This window comes from Myroides fluvii (assembly GCF_009792295.1).
In the GTDB taxonomy this organism is placed as follows: domain Bacteria; phylum Bacteroidota; class Bacteroidia; order Flavobacteriales; family Flavobacteriaceae; genus Flavobacterium; species Flavobacterium fluvii_A.
Genome location: NZ_CP039934.1, coordinates 771,738 through 794,975 on the forward strand (window position 1 = coordinate 771,738; position 23,238 = coordinate 794,975).

General features: G+C 37.0%; 14 protein-coding genes and 5 tRNA genes. 12 read left to right on the plus strand and 7 right to left on the minus strand.

From position 1 onward, the window contains the following. Positions 1-23 precede the first annotated feature (23 nt). Positions 24-1,784 carry a signal peptide peptidase SppA gene (gene sppA, locus FBR08_RS03665; RefSeq protein WP_158961465.1) on the minus strand — a complete coding sequence of 587 codons (1,761 nt, stop codon included), beginning with the start codon at positions 1,782-1,784 and terminating at the stop codon, positions 24-26. Positions 1,785-1,910: 126 nt separating this feature from the next. On the opposite strand from sppA, the gene folK reads away from it, so the two are divergent. After that, positions 1,911-3,047: a 2-amino-4-hydroxy-6-hydroxymethyldihydropteridine diphosphokinase gene (gene folK, locus FBR08_RS03670; RefSeq protein WP_158961466.1), complete on the plus strand. Its 1,137-nt coding sequence runs from the start codon at positions 1,911-1,913 to the stop codon at positions 3,045-3,047. Between the two features lie 37 nt (positions 3,048-3,084). Here the strand turns inward: folK and FBR08_RS03675 are convergent, their stop codons facing one another. Beyond that, positions 3,085-3,612: an RNA methyltransferase gene (locus tag FBR08_RS03675; RefSeq protein WP_158961467.1), complete on the minus strand. Its 528-nt coding sequence runs from the start codon at positions 3,610-3,612 to the stop codon at positions 3,085-3,087. A gap of 196 nt (positions 3,613-3,808) precedes the next feature. On the opposite strand from FBR08_RS03675, the gene FBR08_RS03680 reads away from it, so the two are divergent. The 7 genes from FBR08_RS03680 to FBR08_RS03710 all read left to right on the plus strand — a co-directional run bounded on the left by FBR08_RS03680 (position 3,809) and on the right by FBR08_RS03710 (position 13,435). Further along, entirely contained in the window at positions 3,809-4,321 is a 513-nt protein-coding gene (locus FBR08_RS03680; protein ID WP_158961468.1) for an FUSC family protein, read from the plus strand. 78 nt (positions 4,322-4,399) lie between these two features. Then, positions 4,400-7,000 (plus strand): DNA mismatch repair protein MutS, encoded by a 2,601-nt coding sequence (gene mutS / locus FBR08_RS03685; protein WP_158961469.1) that lies wholly within the window; start codon positions 4,400-4,402, stop codon positions 6,998-7,000. Between the two features lie 209 nt (positions 7,001-7,209). After that, positions 7,210-7,282 (plus strand) — tRNA-Gly (locus tag FBR08_RS03690). A 16-nt stretch (positions 7,283-7,298) separates the two neighbouring features. Next, positions 7,299-7,384, plus strand: a tRNA-Leu gene (locus tag FBR08_RS03695). 145 nt (positions 7,385-7,529) lie between these two features. Further along, complete coding sequence (locus tag FBR08_RS03700; RefSeq protein WP_158961470.1) at positions 7,530-8,348, plus strand: hypothetical protein; 819 nt, start codon at positions 7,530-7,532, stop codon at positions 8,346-8,348. Positions 8,349-8,916: 568 nt separating this feature from the next. Next, positions 8,917-12,033 carry a SusC/RagA family TonB-linked outer membrane protein gene (locus FBR08_RS03705; protein ID WP_158961471.1) on the plus strand — a complete coding sequence of 1,039 codons (3,117 nt, stop codon included), beginning with the start codon at positions 8,917-8,919 and terminating at the stop codon, positions 12,031-12,033. A gap of 10 nt (positions 12,034-12,043) precedes the next feature. Next, positions 12,044-13,435 carry a RagB/SusD family nutrient uptake outer membrane protein gene (locus FBR08_RS03710; protein ID WP_158961472.1) on the plus strand — a complete coding sequence of 464 codons (1,392 nt, stop codon included), beginning with the start codon at positions 12,044-12,046 and terminating at the stop codon, positions 13,433-13,435. A gap of 109 nt (positions 13,436-13,544) precedes the next feature. Here the strand turns inward: FBR08_RS03710 and FBR08_RS03715 are convergent, their stop codons facing one another. Beyond that, entirely contained in the window at positions 13,545-17,996 is a 4,452-nt protein-coding gene (locus FBR08_RS03715; RefSeq protein ID WP_158961473.1) for an MBG domain-containing protein, read from the minus strand. 446 nt (positions 17,997-18,442) lie between these two features. Between FBR08_RS03715 and FBR08_RS03720 the strand changes: the two genes are divergently transcribed. The 4 genes from FBR08_RS03720 (at position 18,443) to FBR08_RS03735 (ending at position 19,310) form a co-directional block, all read left to right on the plus strand. Next, positions 18,443-18,518 (plus strand) — tRNA-Gly (locus FBR08_RS03720). A 13-nt stretch (positions 18,519-18,531) separates the two neighbouring features. After that, positions 18,532-18,617: transfer RNA gene (locus FBR08_RS03725), tRNA-Leu, on the plus strand. 92 nt (positions 18,618-18,709) lie between these two features. Beyond that, complete coding sequence (locus FBR08_RS03730; protein WP_158961474.1) at positions 18,710-19,063, plus strand: hypothetical protein; 354 nt, start codon at positions 18,710-18,712, stop codon at positions 19,061-19,063. 161 nt (positions 19,064-19,224) lie between these two features. Beyond that, positions 19,225-19,310 (plus strand) — tRNA-Leu (locus tag FBR08_RS03735). Positions 19,311-19,459: 149 nt separating this feature from the next. Here FBR08_RS03735 and clpX read toward each other — a convergent pair. The 4 genes from clpX to FBR08_RS03755 form a co-directional block, all read right to left on the minus strand. After that, positions 19,460-20,701: an ATP-dependent Clp protease ATP-binding subunit ClpX gene (gene clpX / locus FBR08_RS03740; protein ID WP_158961475.1), complete on the minus strand. Its 1,242-nt coding sequence runs from the start codon at positions 20,699-20,701 to the stop codon at positions 19,460-19,462. Positions 20,702-20,705: 4 nt separating this feature from the next. Next, a complete protein-coding gene (gene clpP, locus FBR08_RS03745; RefSeq protein WP_158961476.1) occupies positions 20,706-21,365 on the minus strand; it encodes an ATP-dependent Clp endopeptidase proteolytic subunit ClpP in 660 nt (219 codons plus the stop codon). An 83-nt stretch (positions 21,366-21,448) separates the two neighbouring features. Further along, positions 21,449-22,774 carry a trigger factor gene (gene tig, locus FBR08_RS03750; RefSeq protein ID WP_158961477.1) on the minus strand — a complete coding sequence of 442 codons (1,326 nt, stop codon included), beginning with the start codon at positions 22,772-22,774 and terminating at the stop codon, positions 21,449-21,451. 98 nt (positions 22,775-22,872) lie between these two features. Further along, positions 22,873-23,229, minus strand: coding sequence for a phage holin family protein (locus tag FBR08_RS03755; protein WP_158961478.1), 357 nt, complete (start codon positions 23,227-23,229; stop codon positions 22,873-22,875). Positions 23,230-23,238 lie beyond the last annotated feature (9 nt).

Consider the following 23,238-nt stretch of genomic DNA (forward strand, 5'->3'; position numbering starts at 1 on the left):
CCATATATTAGGTAAATCTTAACCTATTGAATCTTAATTTCGAAAGGCATTATCGCCTGTGCTCCTTTCAGTGAATTGAAATAATTTAATCGCTCTATCATTTCAAAATTCGCTTGTCCGATTTTTTCTTTCAACAATTCATCCTGTGTTTGCATGATTGAGGCACCTAAGAAATTGCGCAATAAATCATTAAATTTTAATTCATATTCCGGGTAACTTACTACGTTGTAGTTATCGATTTCCACTTTATTCGCTGCGTATGCAATAGCAGCATCTAGACCACCTAGTTCATCCACTAATCCTTTTTCTAAAGCATCTACACCGGTCCAAACGCGTCCTTGTGCAATTTCATCTACTTTTTCAAACGTCATACCACGACCAGCAGCTACTCGATTTACAAACGTTTCATAGATAAATTCGATACTTTCAGTAATTTCCGTTTTAAATGATTCATCCACTTTTCGGAATGGACTATATGAAGTGGCATTTTGATGTGTTTTCACTTGTTCTGCATTTACTCCGTATTTCGTAGCTAGCGTACTAAAGTTTGGCAACATACCAAATACGCCAATAGATCCTGTAATCGTTGCCGGATCAGCAAAAATACGATCTGCACCACAAGCGATATAATATCCACCTGAAGCGGCTAAATCTCCCATAGAAACAATTACAGGTTTCACTTTTTTCGTTAATTCGATTTCTCTCCAAATCAATTCTGAAGTCAATGCACTACCTCCTGGGCTATTTACACGCAATACAATAGCTTTTACTTTGTCATTTTGACGTGCTTTTTTTAAGGCTCTATTGATAGATCCCTCTCCTATAAAGCTCACATTTCCTTCTCCATTTAGGATTTGTCCTTGTGCATAAATCACAGCAATCTGATCTGTAGTTGATTTTTTCGCACTTGATACATCTGCTTTAATATATTCTAATACATCAATTTTGTTGTACTCTTTATCTTGAGCGACTGCTAATGCTTTTTTAATTCCTGCGTGATACTCATCCTCATAGGCAACTTTATCCACTAGTTTTACTTGTACCGCTCTTTCAGGTGTTCTTGCAGCCAAGTTGGTAGCAATGGCATTTAAACTATCTACACTAATATTTCTACTTTTTGAAATATCATTCACTAAGGTGCTCCAAATAGAATTTAAGAAAACCGTAATTTGCTCTCTATTCGCTTCGCTCATTTCTTTTTCTAAATAAGGCTCAACTGCACTTTTGTATTTTCCATGGCGGATTACTTCCATGTGAACCCCCGTTTGATCTTGTAGTCCTTTTAGGTATAAAATTTCAGTTGACAATCCGCGAAAATCAACAGCTCCAACTGGATTAACATAAACCGTATCGGCAACTGACCCCAAATAATACTCTCCTTGAGTAAACGCATTTGCATAAGATAGTACGAATTTACCACTTTGTTTAAAGTCTTGTAATTTCTCTCTAATTTCTCTGCGTTGCACAAAACCTAGAGATGAAACGTTATTGAGAATAGAGATTCCCTTAATGCGATCATCATCCTTGGCTTGTTCAATTGCCATCAGAACATTGGATACTCCGTCTTTATTTTCATCAGAAAAATTAAAATCTTTATAACTGAATTTCCCACCATAATCGTATTGAACAGTTGATAAATCCAAAGTAAGTACTGAATTATTTTTCACCACTACTTTCTCAGTGCTTCCTGCCGCTGCTGCAATGGCGATAAAAATAAAAAACAACAATCCGAAAAAGATAAATAATCCCACGATTGTTGCCAATAAATTTCTTAAAAACTTCATAGTATTACGTTTTATTTCATTAGTAGTTCCTATCGAACAAATGTTACAAAATAAGTATTTTATTTTCATTCAATATCTCCTACAAAGTTAGCATTATTTAAAATTTCTTTTACTTACTTTTGTCTCATGAATACGCAGAACACGCTGGTTTTATCCCTTGGAACCAATCAAGGCGACAAAAAAGCAAACCTTAATAAAGCTATAAATCTCATACACAATGAAGTAGGCACTGTCATCACAGCTTCGCCTATCTATGAATTCCCTGCATGGGGTTTTGAAAGTGAGCCCTTTTTTAACTGTGCCTTGGTCATTCACACCCTTTTAGATGCACAAACGGCCCTTGTAAAAATCTTAGAGACGGAAAAAAAACTTGGCCGTATCCGTCAGGAACAAGTGGGTTATGCAGCTAGAATTATTGATATTGATATCATTGCTTTTAACGAGGAGATCATCAATGAACCTAATTTAGTGGTTCCTCATCCATTGATGCAGGATCGCCTTTTTGTATTACAACCGATGGTAGATTTACAGTTGGATTGGATTCACCCCGTTTTCAAAAAAAACTGTATTCAATTAATACACGATTGTACGGATCAAACTACTTTTAAAAAAGTAGATGTACTCCCTGTTGAATTACAATCCCATCCACTTCGAAAATTAAACTTTGTGGCGATTGAAGGAAATATTGGAGCAGGCAAAACAACCTTAACTAATCGTATTGCAGAAGATTTTAACGCGAAAAGTATTTTTGAAGGCTTTGCAGACAATCCCTTTTTACCCAAGTTCTATCAGGATGCTAGTCGCTATGCCTTTCCGCTGGAGATGTCATTTTTGGCCGATCGCTATTCTCAACTTTCAGACGACTTAGCTCAATTTGACTTATTCAAAGCGTTTATTATAGCGGATTACTACATTTTTAAATCGTTAATTTTTGCTCAAATCACATTAGAGGAAGATGAGTTTCGCCTCTATCAAAATATTTTTGATATCATGTACAAAGAAGCTCCTAAACCTGATTTGTATGTTTTTCTCTATCAAAACACAGATCGTTTATTAGAAAATATTCAAAAACGAGGGCGTTCATATGAAAGTGACATTTCAGGTCAATACTTGGATAAAGTAACCCAAGGTTATTTCAATTTCATAAAAACTATCCCTAGTGAAAAGGTAGTACTCATCGATATTTCCGATTTAGACTTTGTCGCTAACCAATCGGATTATATTCATGTACTCAATCAAATTGCAACAAAATTGACAACATAAAAAAAGCTCCAACGCTTGCGTATTGGAGCTTTTCGCTTTATTGCATTTGTTGGAATAAATCCCAAACAACTATTCCTGCACTTACTGCTATATTCAAGGAGTGCTTTGTTCCGATCTGTGGTATTTCAATCACCCCATCGCTCAAATTGACAACGCCTTGCGAAACCCCTTTGACTTCATTTCCGAATACTAAGGCGTATTTTTTATCTTCTTCAATTTGAAAATCATTCAACATAACGCTGTTTTCCACTTGTTCAATCGCCTGAACAGATACTCCTTCTGCTCTCAATCGCTCTACTACCTCAACTACATCTTTCACGTATTCCCAAGCTACTGTTTCCGTTGCTCCTAAAGCTGTTTTGTGTATTTCTTTATTGGGAGGGGTTGCTGTTATACCACATAAGTACACTTTCTCTACCAAAAATGCATCACATGTTCTGAAAACAGATCCAATGTTGTGTAAACTTCGCACATCATCTAACACAACAATAATGGGTGTCTTTTCTGATGTTTTAAACTCGTCAACACTTTTTCTATCTAATTCGCTATTGGCTAATTTTCGCATAATAAAGGACTATATTTCTGCAAAAGTATTGATTATACCAATACTAGTCTACTATTTAATCTACGAAAATTAAAAACAAACCTCTAGTTGCTTTTGTACTACAGGGAGAATGACAATCTTTTTTTAACTAATCTTTTATACCCTTTAATTGCTAAGCCTTATGAAGTTCAATACTTTTGTAAGTTAAAAATTGAATATGATTCACGAATTAATAAAAAAAATGATAACCTCTGCTGTTCTCATTTATACCGTTCGTTGCCTGATCGGTTTCTGCATTGGTTACTATCTTTTTATTCATTTTAAGGATCACGAAACGCTATGGACCATAATCTCCATTATATTGGTTATTTCTCCAGAGGGTCAAAATTCAAAAAAACTATCCATCGAGCGATTTAAATCCAATTTAGTTGGTTCTGTTGTTGGATTGATCTGCTTGGAAATTCACACGCCAAATCTGTTTGTCATTCTCTTTGGCATTGTCTTAACTATCTTAATTTGCTACTTCTTTAAAATCCTCAATATGGCTCGTGTAGCACTGGTCGCTTTAGTGATTATTTTGGTTCAGCCCATTACGGGACTAACGGAAATGACGCCTTTGATGCGTTTTCTGGCGGTGACTATAGGATGTTTAATCGGATTAATCGTTGTGATTGTAACGTCCATTCCCATTCGTCAATTGAAGCGTTATTACGACCTTCCTTTGTCGTAAAAAATTTGTTGCTTTTAGCTATCTCGTTAATCTTACTGTATATTTGTAACTTCGTCTAAATACCTAAAAACACAAAATATGGCTGCGAAAGAGAAAGCGACAAAAGAAACTCCCTTAATGAAGCAATACAATGACATAAAAGCCAAGTATCCTGATGCTTGTTTATTATTTCGCGTGGGGGATTTTTATGAGACTTTTGGAGAAGATGCCGTTCGAACCGCTCAAATTTTAGGTATTACCTTAACCAAACGCGGCGCTGGATCTTCTAGTGAAACTGAACTCGCTGGTTTTCCTCATCATTCCATTAATGTCTATTTACCAAAATTAGTCAAAGCTGGACTTCGCGTAGCAATCTGCGATCAGCTGGAAGATCCAAAAATGACGAAAACGATTGTAAAGAGAGGGGTTACGGAATTAGTAACACCTGGTGTAGCGTTGAACGATGAAGTTTTACAATCCAAATCCAACAACTTTTTATGTGCCGTTCACTTTGCCAAAAAATCATTGGGTATTGCTTTTTTAGATGTTTCAACAGGAGAGTTTTTCACTGCGGAAGGGGATGAAGAATACATCGATAAATTACTGCAAAACTTCAATCCCAGTGAGATTCTGGTACAGAAAAACAACAAAGTTACCTTTCAACAACAATTTGGATCAACCTACAACCTCTTCTTTTTAGACGATTGGGTTTTCAAAGAAGATTTTGCTTTTGAATCACTGACGAAACACTTTCAGACAAACTCCTTAAAAGGGTTTGGAATTGAAGATTTAGCAGATGGCGTAATTGCTTGTGGGGCGGTATTACACTACCTCTCAGAGACTCAACACACGCGCATCAAACACATTTCAAATATTCAGCGCATCGCAGAAGATGCTTATGTTTGGATGGATCGCTTTACCATTCGCAACTTAGAACTTTATCAAAGTAGCAATTTTAATGCGATTACGCTCTTAGATGTAATTGACAAAACCCTCTCACCTATGGGAGGAAGATTGCTCAAACGTTGGTTAGCTCTTCCTTTAAAAAAGAAGAAGAATATTGTTGAGCGCCATGAAATTGTCGAATTACTTACCAAAAAACAAGAAGTTCTTACCCACTTTCAAGGACAAATAAAGAAGATATCCGATTTAGAGCGTTTAACCTCTAAAATAGCCACAGGCAAAGTATCACCAAGGGAACTTTTGTATTTAAAAGAATCCTTAGATGCTATCATTCCACTAAAAGAACAAGCGTTAAAAAGCAAGAATGATTCGCTAAAAATTATTGGAGATCAGCTACACGATTGTGGATTATTGAGAGAGCGCATTGCTCAAACGATACATCCTGATGCACCTGTAGCCATCAGCAAAGGAAATGCCATTGCATTTGGCATCAGTGAAGAACTCGATGAATTGCGCAACATCTCCTCTACCGGAAAAGGTTATTTGGATGCAATGGAACAACGCGAAAGTCAAAACACAGGTATTCCTTCTTTAAAGATTGCCTTCAACAATGTCTTCGGATATTATATAGAAGTGCGCAATACACATAAAGATAAAGTTCCTGCCGAATGGATTCGCAAACAAACCTTAGTTAATGCAGAGCGCTATATTACAGAGGAGTTAAAAGCATACGAAAACAAAATACTTGGAGCTGAGGAAAAAATCAGCCAACTCGAGGGGCGCATTTATGAAGAATTTGTTCATTGGTGTGGGCAATACATTCAACCTGTGCAACTCAACGCTCATTTAGTAGCTCAATTAGACTGTTTGTCTTCTTTTGCACAATTGGCCTTAGAAAACAATTATGTCCGTCCTATACTCGATGATAGCTATGATTTAGAAATTAAAGAAGGGCGTCACCCAGTCATTGAAAAACAATTGCCTTTTGACAAGCCTTATATTACCAACGATGTATTTTTGAACAATGCTACTCAACAAATCATCATGATCACCGGACCGAATATGTCGGGTAAATCTGCCATCTTGCGTCAAACTGCTTTGATTGTTCTTTTAGCTCAAATGGGATGTTTTGTACCTGCTGTATCCGTACGCATGGGGGTAGTGGATAAAATATTTACTCGCGTGGGAGCCTCGGATAATATTTCCATGGGCGAATCAACTTTTATGGTCGAGATGAATGAAACCGCTTCTATTTTGAATAATATTTCGGATCGCAGCTTGGTATTATTGGATGAAATTGGCCGTGGAACCAGTACGTATGATGGAATTTCAATTGCTTGGGCGATTGCGGAATTTCTACATCAACATCCATCCAAACCCAAAACGTTATTTGCGACGCATTATCACGAATTAAACGATATGCAAGAACACTTTGAAGGCGTGAAAAACTACAATGTTGCGGTAAAAGAATTAAAGGACAATGTTTTATTCATTCGCAAATTAGTACCTGGTGGAAGTGCACATAGCTTTGGTATTCACGTAGCCAAAATGGCCGGAATGCCGCAAATCGTTATTAATCGAGCTCAAAAAATGCTGAAACAACTCGAAAAAACACATCGAAATGAGGAGGAAACGAGTTTAAAACCTGCGGAACAAGATCTACAATTGAGTATTTTTAATATTGATGACCCACTTTTGGCAAGTCTTAAAGATGAATTATCGGTCATTGACATCAATACGTTAACACCTGTAGAGGCCTTGATGAAGCTACATGAACTAAAAAAAATGATGCAATAACTAAAAATAAATAGAAAAACAGCGCTTAATCGACTTACCTCAACAGCTAAGTCGATTTTTTTATAAAAAAAAACTTCTTTTTACTTCCTGACTACCAAACGCTTAAAAAAAGACTCGAAAAATAATGGGATTGTGTATTTGTACAAGTAAAAAATTGTTTTACATTTGCACTCGCATTACCGAAATAATGCACACGATCATAAACGCTTGCGAAAATAGCTCAGTTGGTAGAGCGCAACCTTGCCAAGGTTGAGGTCGCGGGTTCGAACCCCGTTTTTCGCTCGAGAGTTTTTTTCAAGCTCGAGTGGTGGAAGTGGTAGACACGCTGGACTTAAAATCCAGTGAACAGTAATGTTCGTGCGGGTTCAAGTCCCGCCTCGAGTACAAAAAGTCCTAAGTTAACGCTTGGGACTTTTTTTTTAGGATTAAGTAAATAAGTTAAGGGCTAGATACAAAATTAACAATTAGTACAGTTTTATTGCATTACATGCTAATTTTTAATTATTACTTTAGGTAAAACTTATATATTATGAAAAAAATTTTATTTTTAAGCCTTGCCTTTACCATCTTCTCATGTTCGAAAGAAGATAAGCTAGTTGTGGATCCTCAATCAAATAAAGAGGTTGAAACAATAGATGCTAATATTGGATACGAATCGCCTTTTGATTACGATGCAAATGGTCAATATAATGGCAATCAAATTACATACATTTTTGAAAATGACACTTATTTTGACTTCAGGATAACCCCCTATTTTAGCTATGGCTCGTATGATGAAGCTCCTTATAGTGAAGTATTTTGGGAAAATACAACTGGTCATTATAATTTATTTACTGGCCAATATTATTCGCCTAATTTGACAGCTAATGGATACAAATATGGAAATTTCGTCGCTGCAACAGATGTTCTACTTTCCAGCTATGCTCGTACAAATACAGGTATTGGTTATCTTGTGGTTCCGTTTATGTTTAACTATTTTGGAAGTGTTGTTAATAATGTAGAAAGGGACTTTTTATGGAAAAGTGGAAAGCTATATTTTATTGAATTTGATATTTTTGATAGTAAAAGAAAAGAGTTTTTAGCAAAGAAAGAAAAAGTAAAACTAAATTTCTATCATTGGTTTGATCCTCAATCCATTCCATCAGGATGGAAAGAATTACCTTATAAGGACTCGGTCTTTGATGAAGTAATGTTATATAACTTAAATACAAGAGAAATATGTTTAACTATAAGTGATAGTAGTCCTTCTAAAGATACTTATCAATTTGAAAAAGATGGAATAACTTATGAGGTAGGGATAAAAACTACATCTAATGAAGTAAAAATATATTTAAAAGAAATACCTTAATAAAATATAAATCATCATTTAAAACAAAAGCCTATCTATACCTTATAGATTAGGCTTTTTTTCCAAATTAGTACTTCTACTAGTGAAGAGGATAAAAATTAATAATTATAAGATTTTTTTCCTTCATAGATTCGTTCAAAAAAACACCCATTCCTTGTACCTAAACAGTAAATTTTTCTCTTTCAACCAATCACATTTATCCATAAAGAAATTTTATTCTTTAAAAACAACAAAATAAAGTTATTTTATCCTTATTTAATTCTTTATTGCAGATAAAAAAACCATAATATACCTTTGCACTGTTGTTCCTGATCTAAATTAAATAACATGGAGAAAATAATAAACCCTTTTTTAAAGCTAATCAACATGCAACTTCTACTGTCTTATTTTTCTATGATAATGGCAAGCATGCGTATGCCTTAACGAAAACAAAGCTTTATTATTTTTTTGTTCTTCAAAACAAAAAAGGAGGCTTTGGTAGAGCCTCCTTTTTTTATATCGTTTTTTAAGCAGCAAAAACGATAGTCAATTCTATATGCTGCTAAAAATAATCAAATTTTTAGTAAAAATGAAACGTATTCAACTTCGGCTACTACTAAGTAGCCTGCTCTTGCTATGCAATATAGCTTTAGCCCAGCAATTAACTATCACAGGTGTAGTACGCGAACACAATGGAGATGTACTTCCAGGTGTATCAGTTACTATAGCCAACACGACACAAGGTGTACAAACCGACTTAAATGGAAAATATACCCTAACCGTTCAGGAAGGAAGCAGCCTTCACTTTGATTATGTCGGATTTCAATCCCAAATCATTCAAATAAACAAACAAACGGTTCTTGATGTAACTCTACTTGAAGATGCGGTTGATTTAGATGATATCGTCATTGTCGCTTATGGAACACAAAAACAAAAAGCAGTGGTAGGAGCAATTAGTCAAATCAAAAGCGATGTATTAGACAAACAGGTAGCCACGTCAGTGGTAACCGCTCTTCAAGGGACAGTATCAGGTGTTAACATTATCAACTCAAGCTCACAACCGGGTGAAAGTCCTACAATTCGAGTAAGAGGAATCGGTTCTATTAATGCTTCAGCTGATCCGCTCATTATCTTAGATGGTGCTCCCTATTCAGGAAATCTTAACTCCATAAGTGCGGATCAGGTTGAAGCGATCAATATACTCAAAGACGCCTCCTCTACTGCCCTATATGGTTCTAGAGGTTCCAATGGTGTTATTTTGATTAAAACGAAAATGGGCAAGCGCAATAGCGAACCCGAAGTTCAAGTTAAATTGAGTGCTGGAGTTGCCTTTGATGCTGTACAAACCCATAAGGTATTGGACACACAAGGCTATACTTCCTATTTATGGGAAGGTCGAAAAAACAATTACCAATACATTTTGGGACAAGATGAAGCCATAGCACGCAAACATGCTTCCGATGGACTAGTCAGTTATTTTGGCTATAATCCTTTTGGAACCAATCAACCTGTAGCTTACAACGGAAATTGGACCGTCAAAGATCCTTTGCTATGGGAAACGGATTGGAAAAAGGAATTGCAACGCAATCAAGCCTTCCGAAATGAATACAATTTCAACATTTCGGGAGGAAATGACCGCACGACTTATTTCTTAGCTGCGAACTACCTCAACCAAGACGGGATGATCAAAACATCAAATTTTGAACGCACAACCGTACGTTTAAATATAGAAAGTCAGGTTGCCCAATGGCTACAAGTGGGAGTCAATACAGCCTATGCCAGCTCCAATCAAAATTTCCCTACGCAAAGTGGTACCAACTTATACAGTCCGATGAACTGGATTTACACGATGCCCAGTGTTTTTCCCGTATATAAAAGAGATGCTAAAGGGCAATTGGTGCACGATGCCGCAGGAGATCGTATTTACGATTATGGAAATGCATCCAGCAAAGATGCCAACAGTGTACGCCCTATCATGAGTGGAGAAAATGCAGTGGGCATACTCTATAACAATAGCACCATGAATCGACGTTCATCTCTGAACTGGAATGGTTTTGCAAAGGTAGATTTGGCCGAAGGACTTTATTTTAAGTCTAACTTATCGTATGAAAAATACGATTACAACGTCAAAGAATACAACCATGCACAATACGGACAAGCTTCAAGTGTACAAGGACGCGTACAAAAATCCAAAGACACTTCAGAAACGATTAATTTTATCAATGCGCTACACTACGATAAAGTATTTGGAGATCATCATCTAGCAGCAGATGGAATTGTAGAAGCTTACCGCTTCAAACAAGATTTATTCTATGCTTCCTCAACAGGTTATTTACCAGGGAACTCAGAAATAGGCAGTGGTACGGCTCTAGAAAGTATTGAAGGGTATGAAGTAGAAGATCGTTTGACGAGTTATTTAGGACGAGTGACTTACGACTACAACAACAAATATTTTATAGAAGGTTCATTTAGACGAGATTCGAGTACGCGCTTTGACAAATCGGTACGAGCGGGTAACTTCTATTCTATTGGTGGGTCGTGGATTCTTTCTTCTGAGGATTTCTTAGCGGATAATTCATACATCGACTTATTAAAACTAAGAGCATCCTATGGAGAATTGGGAAATAACAATTTAAAAGACCAGTACTTTCCCTATTTGAGATTGTTCGAAACAGGGTACAATCAATTAGACAATCCGGGGGTTATATTAGGCGACTTAACAGATCCTTATTTAACTTGGGAGAAAACAGCATCGTTTAACGTTGGACTAGACTTTAGCTTGTTCAACAATCGTTTAGAAGGTTCGGTAGATTACTACAAAAAGCGTTCGATTGATTTGCTATTTGCTATTCCTCAAGCGCCTTCAACGGGTAATCTAGAATTATTATCAAATGCAGGAACCATTGAAAACTACGGGCTAGAAGTCAGTTTAACCGCTCATCTTCTTCGTACACCAGATTGGAAATGGGATACATCCCTCCATTTTTCTATGGATCGCAACAAAATCAAATCCTTGACTCAAGATAGTTTCATCAGTGGATTAAACCGTTGGGAATCGGGTCGTTCACTTTATGATTTTTACATCAGAGAATGGGCAGGAGTAGATCCGAATGATGGTTACGGGATGTGGTATAAAGATTTAGTGGATGCTCACGGTCAGGTGATTGGCAGAGAAACTACCAAAGATTACGATGAAGCCACTCGTTATTACAAACACTCGGCCTTACCTCAAGTAGTTGGAGGATTTAATACCAGCTTATCCTATAAGAATTTCGATTTTAGTGCCTTTTTTAATTTTAGCTTAGGAGGATACATTTATGACAATGATTATGCGAGTTTAATGGATGGTATTTCCAAAGGGTACCAAAGCTCACCTGATCTTGAAAATCGATGGCAAAAGCCAGGAGATATAACAAATACTCCCATCCTCTTGAATGCGTCAAATAATTTTGCAGCAACCTCTACGCGATTTTTATATAAAAATAACTATCTCCGCTTGAAAGCGTTGACCTTAGGGTATTCCCTTCCTGTAGAACGATTGAGTAAAATCAAGCTCAAACAAGCCAGAGTATATATCCAAGGGGAGAATTTATTAACATTCCAATCCCACAAAGGAATAGACCCCGAACAAGCGATTAATGGTGTGACCAATTATCGCGTTCCCTTATCAGCTACAATTTCTGTGGGACTAAATATTAATTTTTAAACGCATACACATGATACAATTTCTTATAAAAGGTGTTCTACTAGCTGTAGTTGTCAGCACCATCTTCAGTTGTTCGTCTGATTTTTTAGATGATCCAAAGCCTAAAGACAGCATTGCTCCAGAGATTGTTTTTGGAAGCAACGAAGGAGCGACTTCTTTTTTATCAGGTATTTTAAGATTGCAAAGAATGTCTATGATTAACGATGAGGCTTCAGGTCTTCACAGTATTTTATTTGCTCGAAGTGTAAAAGGAACGGATTTGATTCAAAAACAGATTTGGTTTGGCGATGATTACGATTATCAGGTCTATGTTAGTACAGGCACACGAGCTGTGTTTTCCTGGCGTTTGCCTTATAAAATCATCGATCAGGTTAACAATCTGATTCAAGGTGTAGAAGCAAGCACCAAAATTAGCCCTGCAGATAAAGACGTATTGATTGGACAGGCTTTAGCTCTTAGGGGATACTATTATTTTCAGTTGGCTATTGAATTTGGAGATGCCTATTTATCTCCAGAACACCATGCCTTTCCTCCAATTTACACCAAACCTTCTTCTACTCCAGCTCCCTTTGCTACTAAGGAAGAATTTTTCAATAGAATCACGGAGGATTTAGAAGGAGCGGTCTCTCGTTTAAATGAAAATAGAGAAAATAAATCCTACATCAATAAAGCCGTAGCTCAAGCCTTTTTAGCTCAAGCATATCAATATATGGGAAAATGGGAATTGGCTCAGAAAAACGCCAAAGAAGCTTATGGTGGAGATTCTGCAGCTATATTACGAGCATCAGAATACAACCAGGGTTTTGCTTCTATCCAAGCAACAGAATGGTTATGGGCTTTACCCCAAAGTACTGATCAAACGGTCTACTATCGTTCACACCCCCACGCCATGATGGATCACGTTGCTGTGGCCTATCACGGCACTTTCATCAATGATGCATTTGTTCAACAATTCAGCCCAACAGACGTGCGTAACTTATTCCGTAATTTCTACGAAAAACCAGCGGGCGATTGGCAAGAATACACAACATCAAAGTTTGCGTTTACTTTTGAATCGGATATTCCTATTATTCGTTATCCTGAATTAATTCTGATTGAGGCTGAAGCCGCTTATCACTTAGGTGATGAGCCAAAAGCGCAAGCATTACTAGATGAAATCCGCCAAAATAGAGATACAGCCGCTCAAGTTACTACAGTTGACGGGACAGCTTTATTCGAAGCTATTTTATTGGAAAGAAGAAAAGAATTATACGGCGAATGTGGGGTAGAATGGTTTGATGCGAAGCGACTAGTAAGAGGCATTAATCGAATAGGCAATCACCGAACAAAACTATCCATTGCACCTTTAGACAAGCGTTTTCAACTTCCCATTCCTCAAGAAGAATTAGACGCTCGCAATTAATCCTTTATTCAAAAAAATAGCATCATAAAAAAGCCCTAAGTAAAACGATACTTAGGGCTTTTCCTATAAGAAAACAAAACGATGTTTTTTTACTTCAAAAATTCAATTTTTATTCCTTCACAATAAACTGTACACTTTGCTGTGTATTAGTTCCTTTCAGAACAAGGATATAAGATCCTACTGCCACTGTCGAAGGTATTTCAACTTGTTTAGCTGTAGAACCTTCCACAAACGATCCTTCCATTACTTTTTGTCCTTTTACATTGAATATGACATAACTTACTGCTTGTTGTTGATCCTCATTTAAGCGAATATGTAAAGCTTGACTTTTCTGTACTGGATTTGGATATACTCCCCAATCAGCCGTTGCTTTATTTTCAATATAAATTGGACAACTAACGACCTTTTTACCATTACTTAATGTCAATACAACGTGATACTCCGCCCCAGGTTCTAATACATCTCCAACATTATTTCCAGCAGAATACGCTTGCTTATCACCGATAGATACGCCATTCTTAAACCATTCATATCCTTTAAACACATAGCCCCCATTGGTTTGTTTATTGTTGTTTACCAATAAAACATTGTTGTATTTTTGATAAACAATACGTTCTGTGGCCATGCGTTTTTCAATGTATATCTTATATGTTGCATGATCTGTACCACGAGGTGAAGTAACGGTAATGACCTGTTCATATCTACCCAAATCTTTAGTTACTACTGTAATAAAAGTGGCAGGCGATACGACTACTCCATCCGCTACTTGAACTTCAATGACAACCTGATCTTGTGCATGATCACAACCAATCGTAACATACACTTCTTTCTCTGGTTTTCCATAAGAAACCCCATCGATAATTAAGTTTTCAATTTCTACCGCTCGACTTGTTACTTCGATTGTTCTGTGAACAGGTATCGCTGGATTATAATTTTCGTTTCCAGACTGATAAGCAGTTAGGGTTACGAATCCTGGACGTAAGAAACGCACGAATCCATCTTCACTTACTGTTGCAACTGTCTGATCTATTGCATCCGTAATGCGATAAGAAACAGGCAATCCAGAACTCGCAGTTGCAGTTAATTGCAAGGTTGGTGTATCTTCAATTACCACGGTCGTTACTGTTTCAAAATCAATCTCTTGATCTGCTTTCACAATTTTCAACATTCCTTGTAAGGTCACAGTCTCAAATGCAGGTCCATAATCTACAACAGCGGTCACGGCATAGTCTCCCACTTCAGTTTGATTGTTATTCGTATACGTAATCGTTGCCTCAGGTCTAATATTTCCTTCTACTTGTAGGGCTTTTACTTGACCATCATAAACAAAAACTCGATTTGGCAACGATACCCCTGTTATTTGACCTTGTTTAATTTCAAAATCAGCACCTGTAAAAGAGGTTAACGTATAATTTGCTCTTACCGTTAAAGTACCTTGCTGAATAGCATAGAATCCTATATCCTCTCCCATTACACGTGTCAAATTCCCCGTAGTAACTTGAATCGGAGTATCACCTCTTTGCAAACCTATAACGTTGAACATGAAAATTGGATCAGCCTCTCCATAATTTTTGAACTGATTTTCTCTCGCCACTATTTCCAAAGGTGCGGGTGTTATTTCAAACTTTTCTTGCGGATCTACAGTAAATGTATAATTGCCTAACAAAGCTTGCAATGTACCTAGAGCATAGTTATACAAACCTGCGTTTTCTCCAATTTGTCTACCCAACACCCCTGTTAAAGCAGTTGCTGCAGTATCGTTAAATTTAAAACCTGTTATAGTAAAGGTCAAAATAGGATCTACTTGTCCATAGCCTTTTTGCTGACCTGCGCCAGGTAGAATGATTAACCCCGCCGGTGTAATAGTCAATTCACCTTCGTGGAAAACCAATTCATAATTTGAACCCATTACTTGCAGATTACCTTGCGTAATTGCATAAGTCCCCACATTTTCTCCAGCTATACGATCAAGTACTCCTCTTAATACATTCGCTTCCGTATCGTTGTTTAACAAGCCTGTTACTTCATAAGTAAAAACAGGATCTGCTTCTCCATATACTTTCGTCTGCCTACGCACTGTTACTACTAATTCCGCTTGAATAATCTGGAAATCTGTACTGATAAAAGTGATATCATAATTTCTTCCACCGTCCAAATCACCTTGTGTAATAGCATACATCCCCATTTCTTCACCCGCTTCTCTAGCAAGAGTCCCCGTTAAAACGGCCGCAGTATCTGTATATTTAAATCCTGTTCCGGTATACGTTAAGACAGAATCTTCACTTCCATATCTTTTACTTTGATTGCTATCTGCTGTCACCGTTAACATAGCCTTGGTTACAGTTAAAGCAAAAGACACATCTTCTGCGGGTAAATAAACATTATTACCTGCTTGACTAGCCGTAATGATTGTTGTTCCCACACCTTTAATCGCTAATTTCCCATTTTCGAACTTAGCAACTGTTTCATCTGCTACGGCATAACTTAAAGCTAAACCACTATCCGATGATCCATGTAGAAAAGGCACATCACCATATACTTTTACCACATCTTCTACTGTAATCACTTGACTATCCAGAGGCAGGGTTTCAAAAGCTACAGGCCCATACCATGCTCCACATGGCAATGCACGTACATACACTTCATACGTTGTATCTGCTGTTAAATTTGTAAATGTGTAAGGAGAAGTAACATTAGTCTCAATTATTCCTGTTCCTCGCACAAAACCAGCAGGTCCATATTCCATTTCAAAAGTTGTTCCATCCGATTCAATATGCAAGACTGTTTCTTCATCCGTCACTTCAACTTCTGCAAGCGTAACCTCGTCACATGGCACCCCTCCTGAAATATCAAAATTATCGAAAGCCACATTAAAGTCTACAAAGGTATCATCTACATTAGCTTTAATTCTAATTTTCAGATACAGCCCAACATAATCCTCCAAATCATACGTAAACGATTGCCAACCACTTGTTCCATCACTATTAATGGTTTCTATGGTAGAAAAGGACTGTCCAAAATCAGTAGAAAACTCAACCGTAAAATGACCTAGATCTGCATAAGCAGGAGCGTCATCGTCATCTGTTAATAAATAATCGAAGGAGAACGTATCTCCATCTAGAATTGGCCCTACCGTAATCGTTGAAAAACCACCTGTTAGCACCCCGCCAAAAATCCATTCATCATATAAAGTTGTATGAATGCTATTCCCATGGTCGGTTGTAACAGGAGTAAAACTCCAAGTTGCACCAGTTAACGGAGCCCATCCTAGAGGATATTCTTGTCCATCACTGAAATCTTCATGCCAAGGAGAAGGTGTCGTCAAAATCTCGTCAAAAACCAAAGGTCCTGCCCAGTCACTTTCCTCTGCTTCATCAGTACAAATTCGACGGACATAAAACTCGTAAGCCTGTGAACGAGTTAAATTTGTAAAAGTATAAGACGTCGCTGTAATATTTTGTATGATGGTCCCCGCCGCACTACCTTGTACAAAGCCAACAGGTCCATATTCAATTTCAAATTGATTTCCACTACTCGTCCAATTCAATGTAAAGCCTGTAGTGGTAATATTAGTTTTAGTCAATCGCGTTGGAGGCCCACAAGTCGGACATGGCCCAATAAGAAACGTTTCTGAAACAAGTTCCTCACAAGCAGTTACCGTACCTGAGACATCTACCACTCCTCCTACCGTTACTTCATAATTCACTATATTATCACAACCACCCCAAAATTCATCATTCACCGTAATTTGCAGCGAATATGGATGGTTTGAACCAGTATACGAACGATTAATCACAAAATTTCTATAAGACCAAGATTCATAAGGACCACCACTGAGAACAGTGCGTCCGTCTGCATCGATTAATTTCCAAGTCGTTACATCACCATACTGAGGAAAAGCAAGCTTCACTTCTATTTCACAACTTTCACTTGGCTGAGGAGTTTCATTATCAGAATCTACATTTAAAGTAAAATCAATGGCTTGACCAAAGGAGTCATCATTTTCTTCCCAATCCTCATCATATCCACTAATCCAACATGGATCAGGATTCACGTCAAATCCATCAAATATCCAGGTTTTCGTAATTCGAATACGAGTTTGACCCGCTACAGCCGTTGTGGGTACAACAATACTCAATGAAACATTTTGTCCATCTGTTCCATCGGAGTCATCTAATCGTCCGATATAATAGATTTCACCAGCATCATCTAAAAAACCATTGTGATTCCAGTCAATAAACGCGTAAAAATCATTTTCATCTCCATAGGTATTTCCTTGAACCGTTAGCGTATAAGCCTGTCCTACTGCCACTTCAGCTACACTTGTAGTAAAATCAACTAAAAAATCAGAGTCGTTGGTGTTGTTAATTTCAACCCCAGCCATTTCAATTTTAGTAATCTCTTCCACACTATAACCATCCACCTCGCAATAAGGGGAAGGAAATTGGGCAAAAGCAAGAGGACCACTTAAAAGAATCAGAAACAAGAGTAGCCATTGGAGCCACCGGTTGTTTTTTTGTTTTTTTATAGTTAAAACATTTAGGTAAGTACTGTTGTTCATAATTGATCATTTGGTTAGACATTCCGTAAAAGCACTACATCGTCACGTGAACCCCATCAATTTAGTTAACTAATTAACAATAAAATTCCCGTTAGCCATGAAGCAAATAGCATTACAGACAACAATATACAAAAAAAACAACTATTATTTTTATTATTTATAAAAAACAATATATATTACACATAATAAACAAAACTAAAAATGTTAATAAAAAACAAATAAATAGACTCCCATCTCTCTTCCCTCTTGAGCTTGAGAAAAAAAAGAGCATCTTGATTGATAAATAAAATGAATAAACGCACTGAAAAACCACCACACAACCCTTTCATTATCAATCAGAAGCAAAAACACTCCAATTTTATCCTTAAAAAAGCTTGCAAAACAAGAAATTCTATTCTATATTTGCCCTCGCAATACAGAAGTACTGCACGATCTTACAAAGACATGCGAAAATAGCTCAGTTGGTAGAGCGCAACCTTGCCAAGGTTGAGGTCGCGGGTTCGAACCCCGTTTTTCGCTCCAGTAATTTAATTACGCTCGAGTGGTGGAAGTGGTAGACACGCTGGACTTAAAATCCAGTGAACAGTAATGTTCGTGCGGGTTCAAGTCCCGCCTCGAGTACAAAAGTCCCAAGTTAACGCTTGGGACTTTTTTTTTATACCCGTGCGAATTGCTATTCGCGTCAACAATCTTGAATTTATTACATTTTTATTATGAGCGCAATCGTTATTAGCCAGAAAGAAAATGAGACGTATAAGTTCACATTTGAACATCGCAGAGGACGAACTCTACTTACAAGCCAAGAACACCTAACCAAAGAAGAAGTTTACGAGACCATCGCGTACCTCAAGAACAACTTCACTGCTGTTGAAGCCATCCGTTTTAAAACACCCAGTGGAAAATTCTACTTCAAAACCGTTATCGAAGGCAATACATTTGGCACCAGTCGTCGATTCAACACGGAGCTGCGTTTTGAAAATGGTATTGAAGAGGTAATTCTAAACTTTGTTTCCGCAGAAACCTTGGATTTATCATTGGATATTTTTGGCGATTTCCCCGAAGATTAACCCACAACAAAAAACAATCTCCAATAAACAAAATACTGATTATCAGAAATGTAAATCAACACCTTAAAAAAATATTCATTTTTATTGTTTTTTTTCTTGTAGCAAGCTTTTTTTATACTATCTTTGCACTCGCAAAACAGTTCTAATACTGATGAGTAAAGGCTCAAGTGGTGGAAGTGGTAGACACGCTGGACTTAAAATCCAGTGAACAGTAATGTTCGTGCGGGTTCAAGTCCCGCCTCGAGTACAAAAAATCCCAAGTTAACGCTTGGGATTTTTTTTTGCTCGTAAGTGAAGTGTTCCGGTTACCTGCATGTCGTTTCAAATCATAAAAAAAAGGAACCCAGTACAACTACCGGATTCCTTTATCAACTGTTTTTATTAACACCAAATCAATTAACTCGCTGCTTCTAAACGCTGCATCAAGTTTTTATTCAATGCTTGTTCTGTATAAGCGCGATCTACAATCAATTCTGTTACATTCTCTTTACTCGGCAACTCATACATCGCATCGGTTAAAATCGCTTCGCAAAGCGAACGCAAACCTCTCGCACCAAGTTTGTACTCTAATGCTTTATCTACAATATAATCTAACGCCTCATCTGTAATCGAAAAAGCGATATTATCCATGTCAAACAATTTTTCATATTGTTTAATTAACGCATTTTTAGGCTCTGTAAGGATTGCTCTCAACGTTTCCCTATCTAGGGGATTCATATACGTTAAAACGGGTAAACGCCCTATAATTTCAGGAATTAACCCAAAGTCTTTGACGTCTTTAGGAATAATATACTGCATCAAGTTGGTGCGATCTACTTTTTCTCCTTCTTTAATAGAACCATACCCCACAGATTGAAAGTTCAAGCGCTTAGAAATAATGCGTTCAATTCCATCAAAAGCACCACCAGCAATAAAGAGAATATTCTTCGTATTCACCTCGATAAACTTTTGGTCGGGATGCTTGCGTCCTCCTTTTGGCGGCACATTGACAACACTTCCTTCTAAAAGTTTAAGCAACGCTTGTTGAACTCCCTCTCCTGACACATCACGTGTAATCGAAGGGTTATCACTTTTACGGGCTATCTTATCAATTTCATCAATAAAAATAATTCCGCGTTCTGCTTTTTCCACCTCGTAATCTGCTGCTTGGAGAAGTTTAGTCAAAATACCTTCCACATCTTCTCCTACGTACCCAGCTTCGGTTAAAACTGTAGCATCAACAATAGCCAAAGGCACATTCAACATTTTCGCGATAGTTTTGGCCACTAAAGTTTTTCCAGTTCCTGTTTGTCCCACCATCAAGATATTGCTCTTTTCAATTTCAATATCCTCATCTTCTCCATTCATTTCTTGTAACAAACGCTTATAGTGATTATAAACCGCTACCGCCATTACTTTTTTAGTTTGATCTTGCCCAATCACATACTCATCTAAAAAAGCACGGATTTCCATTGGCTTTTTTAGCAGCAATTCATTCGATAGACCCTCTAAGTGTTTTGCATCCTCCTCTTCTAAAACGATCCCATAAGCCTGATCCACACAACGGTCACAAATATGCGCATCAATACCCGCAATTAAAATAGTTGTTTCCGATTTTGGACGCCCACAAAAGGAACATCTCATCTCTTCTTTTGCCATAAATTTATCCTCTAATTAAAACCTCATCAATCATACCATAAGCTTTTGCTTCTTCAGCAATCATCCAATAGTCTCGATCACTGTCATGGTGTACTTTCTCCATTGATTGTCCCGAGTGTTTTGAAATGATTTGGTATAATTCGCCTTTTAATTTTAAAATTTCTCTTGCTGTAATCTCAATATCAGAAGCTTGACCTTGAGCTCCTCCTAACGGTTGATGAATCATCACACGTGAATGTGGCAACGCTGATCGTTTACCGTCAGCTCCTGCACATAACAACACAGCTCCCATCGAAGCCGCCATACCTGTACAAATAGTCGCAACATCAGGCTTAATGAATTGCATCGTGTCATAAATCCCCAAACCAGCATATACCCCTCCACCTGGAGAGTTTACGTAGATACTGATGTCTTTCTCATTATCAACACTAGATAAAAACAACAATTGCGCTTGAATAATATTAGCCACATAATCGTCAATTGCCGTTCCTAAAAAAATGATACGATCCATCATTAAACGTGAAAAAACATCCATTGAAGCCACATTCATTTGACGTTCTTCAATGATGTATGGAGTCATACTGCTTACGATTTTATCGTAATACATGCTATTTATACCGTGATGCTTCGTTGCGTATTTTTGAAATTCTTTTCCGTAGTCCATAAACTATTTCTTTTTATGATTAAAAAAATGAGCGCCTATTCATTCAAATAGACGCTCAAATATACTTATTTTTCAGGAAAGAATTATTCTCCGTACATTTCCTTAACGAAATCTTTGTAAGAAATTTCTTTCACTGTTGCTTTTACTTTGTCTGCAAATAAAGCCAACATTTTCTCATTCATTGCTTGCTCAGAAATACGTCTTACCTCATCTTGGTTAGACATTACTCTAGCAACGATATCTTCAACAGTTTTGTCATCTGGTTCCGTTTGACCAAATTGAGCCAATTGTTCTTTGATTAATTTTGTAGTGTATGCTTTAATATCTTCGAAAGTTAATTGCAACTCATATTGAGTCATTACTTTTCCTTCGATTAATTGGTAGCGCAATCCTTTTTCTGATTTTTCGTATTCGTCAGCAGCTTGTTCATCCGTCATTGGAGTTTCACCAGCAGTCATTAACCATTTTTTCAAGAATGTTGCAGGCAATTCAAATGTAGTTGTTTCTAACAATGACTCAAAAACGTCATTTAAGAATTTTTGATCTGCTTGAGAAGCGAATTGTTTTTCAGCGTCTTCTTTGATTTTTTCTTTCAATTGCTCTACTGAAGTAACAACATCTTGTCCGAATAATTTATCAAAAAGCTCTTGATTTAATTCTGCTTTTTCAGATTCATTGATTTCGTTAATTGTAAAAATAACATCAACTTCTAATCCGTGAACTTGATCGTGATTAATTCCTAAAACATCCATCAATTTGTGGTCGTCTTCGAATAACCCTTTTGTGTTAACCGTAACCTGATCCCCAACTTTTTTGCCTAAGAATTTCTTTTGGTTCGTTTTTGTTCTGAAATCAGCAACAGCGATTGTTACCTCTTTGTTGATTCCTTCTTCTTCGTTTGTAAAAGTACCAACTAATTCAGACGTTTCTTCCACTGACTCTTTTGATACTAATTTTCCGTATTGTTTTTGGATATATTCTACTTGCTCATCTAACATTGCCTCATCAGCAACAATATTAAACTTCGTCACATTTGTTTTACCCTCTAAGTCTACTGAAAACTCAGGCGCTAATCCTAATTCGAAATCAAATTTTAATACATCAGCATCCCAGTCAAAGTTCTCATTCATTGCTGGAAGAGGATTTCCTAAAATATCTAATTTTTCCTCTACAAGATAGTTATTCAAATTCTCTTGCAACATTTTGTTTACTTCTTCGAACAACACAGATTTTCCGTATTGTTTTTGAATCAAACTCATCGGTACAGCACCTTTTCTAAATCCAGGAACGTTAGCGTTCTTTTTATAGTTAGATAACACAGTATCTACATTACCTTGGTAATCTTCTTTTGCAAGTTCAATAGTAACAATTGCATTAAGAGCATCTACATTATTTCTTGTAATCTTCATTTTTTGATGTATTTACATATAAAATTGGGTTGCAAAAATAAATTATTTTTACAACCCGTCCAACTTTTTAAGTGTTTGTCTTTCAACTATTAAATTTTTTATCTCTTTCTTGGTTCACCATTTTGCAGAATCCCATTTGTGATTGATTGACAAAAAGCCAGAATTAAACTGAATAATAGGGCATACCAAAATCCATTAACCTGAAATCCGTCAACAAAATAAGCACTCAACATGATGATGATTGCGTTAATAACAAACAGAAACAACCCCATGGTTACAATTGTAGCGGGTAGTGTCATAAATACCAAAACAGGTCTTAAGAACATATTCAGCAATCCCATCACTACAGCGACCCATAAGGCAGAAGTCCACCCTACAACGTGCACCCCTGGCAAGAGCCAACAAAGAAAAACAACTAGCGCTGTTGTAACTAATAATCGAACGATAAAACTCATTTATTTCAT

What these genes read in the sequence shown, in the direction of transcription:
- sppA (WP_158961465.1), bottom strand. Translation starts at nt 1,784, where the DNA reads ATGAAGTTTTTAAGAAATTTATTGGCAACAATCGTGGGATTATTTATC.
- folK (WP_158961466.1), top strand. Translation starts at nt 1,911, where the DNA reads ATGAATACGCAGAACACGCTGGTTTTATCCCTTGGAACCAATCAAGGC.
- FBR08_RS03675 (WP_158961467.1), bottom strand. Translation starts at nt 3,612, where the DNA reads ATGCGAAAATTAGCCAATAGCGAATTAGATAGAAAAAGTGTTGACGAG.
- FBR08_RS03680 (WP_158961468.1), top strand. Translation starts at nt 3,809, where the DNA reads ATGATTCACGAATTAATAAAAAAAATGATAACCTCTGCTGTTCTCATT.
- mutS (WP_158961469.1), top strand. Translation starts at nt 4,400, where the DNA reads ATGGCTGCGAAAGAGAAAGCGACAAAAGAAACTCCCTTAATGAAGCAA.
- FBR08_RS03700 (WP_158961470.1), top strand. Translation starts at nt 7,530, where the DNA reads ATGAAAAAAATTTTATTTTTAAGCCTTGCCTTTACCATCTTCTCATGT.
- FBR08_RS03705 (WP_158961471.1), top strand. Translation starts at nt 8,917, where the DNA reads ATGAAACGTATTCAACTTCGGCTACTACTAAGTAGCCTGCTCTTGCTA.
- FBR08_RS03710 (WP_158961472.1), top strand. Translation starts at nt 12,044, where the DNA reads ATGATACAATTTCTTATAAAAGGTGTTCTACTAGCTGTAGTTGTCAGC.
- FBR08_RS03715 (WP_158961473.1), bottom strand. Translation starts at nt 17,996, where the DNA reads ATGAACAACAGTACTTACCTAAATGTTTTAACTATAAAAAAACAAAAA.
- FBR08_RS03730 (WP_158961474.1), top strand. Translation starts at nt 18,710, where the DNA reads ATGAGCGCAATCGTTATTAGCCAGAAAGAAAATGAGACGTATAAGTTC.
- clpX (WP_158961475.1), bottom strand. Translation starts at nt 20,701, where the DNA reads ATGGCAAAAGAAGAGATGAGATGTTCCTTTTGTGGGCGTCCAAAATCG.
- clpP (WP_158961476.1), bottom strand. Translation starts at nt 21,365, where the DNA reads ATGGACTACGGAAAAGAATTTCAAAAATACGCAACGAAGCATCACGGT.
- tig (WP_158961477.1), bottom strand. Translation starts at nt 22,774, where the DNA reads ATGAAGATTACAAGAAATAATGTAGATGCTCTTAATGCAATTGTTACT.
- FBR08_RS03755 (WP_158961478.1), bottom strand. Translation starts at nt 23,229, where the DNA reads ATGAGTTTTATCGTTCGATTATTAGTTACAACAGCGCTAGTTGTTTTT.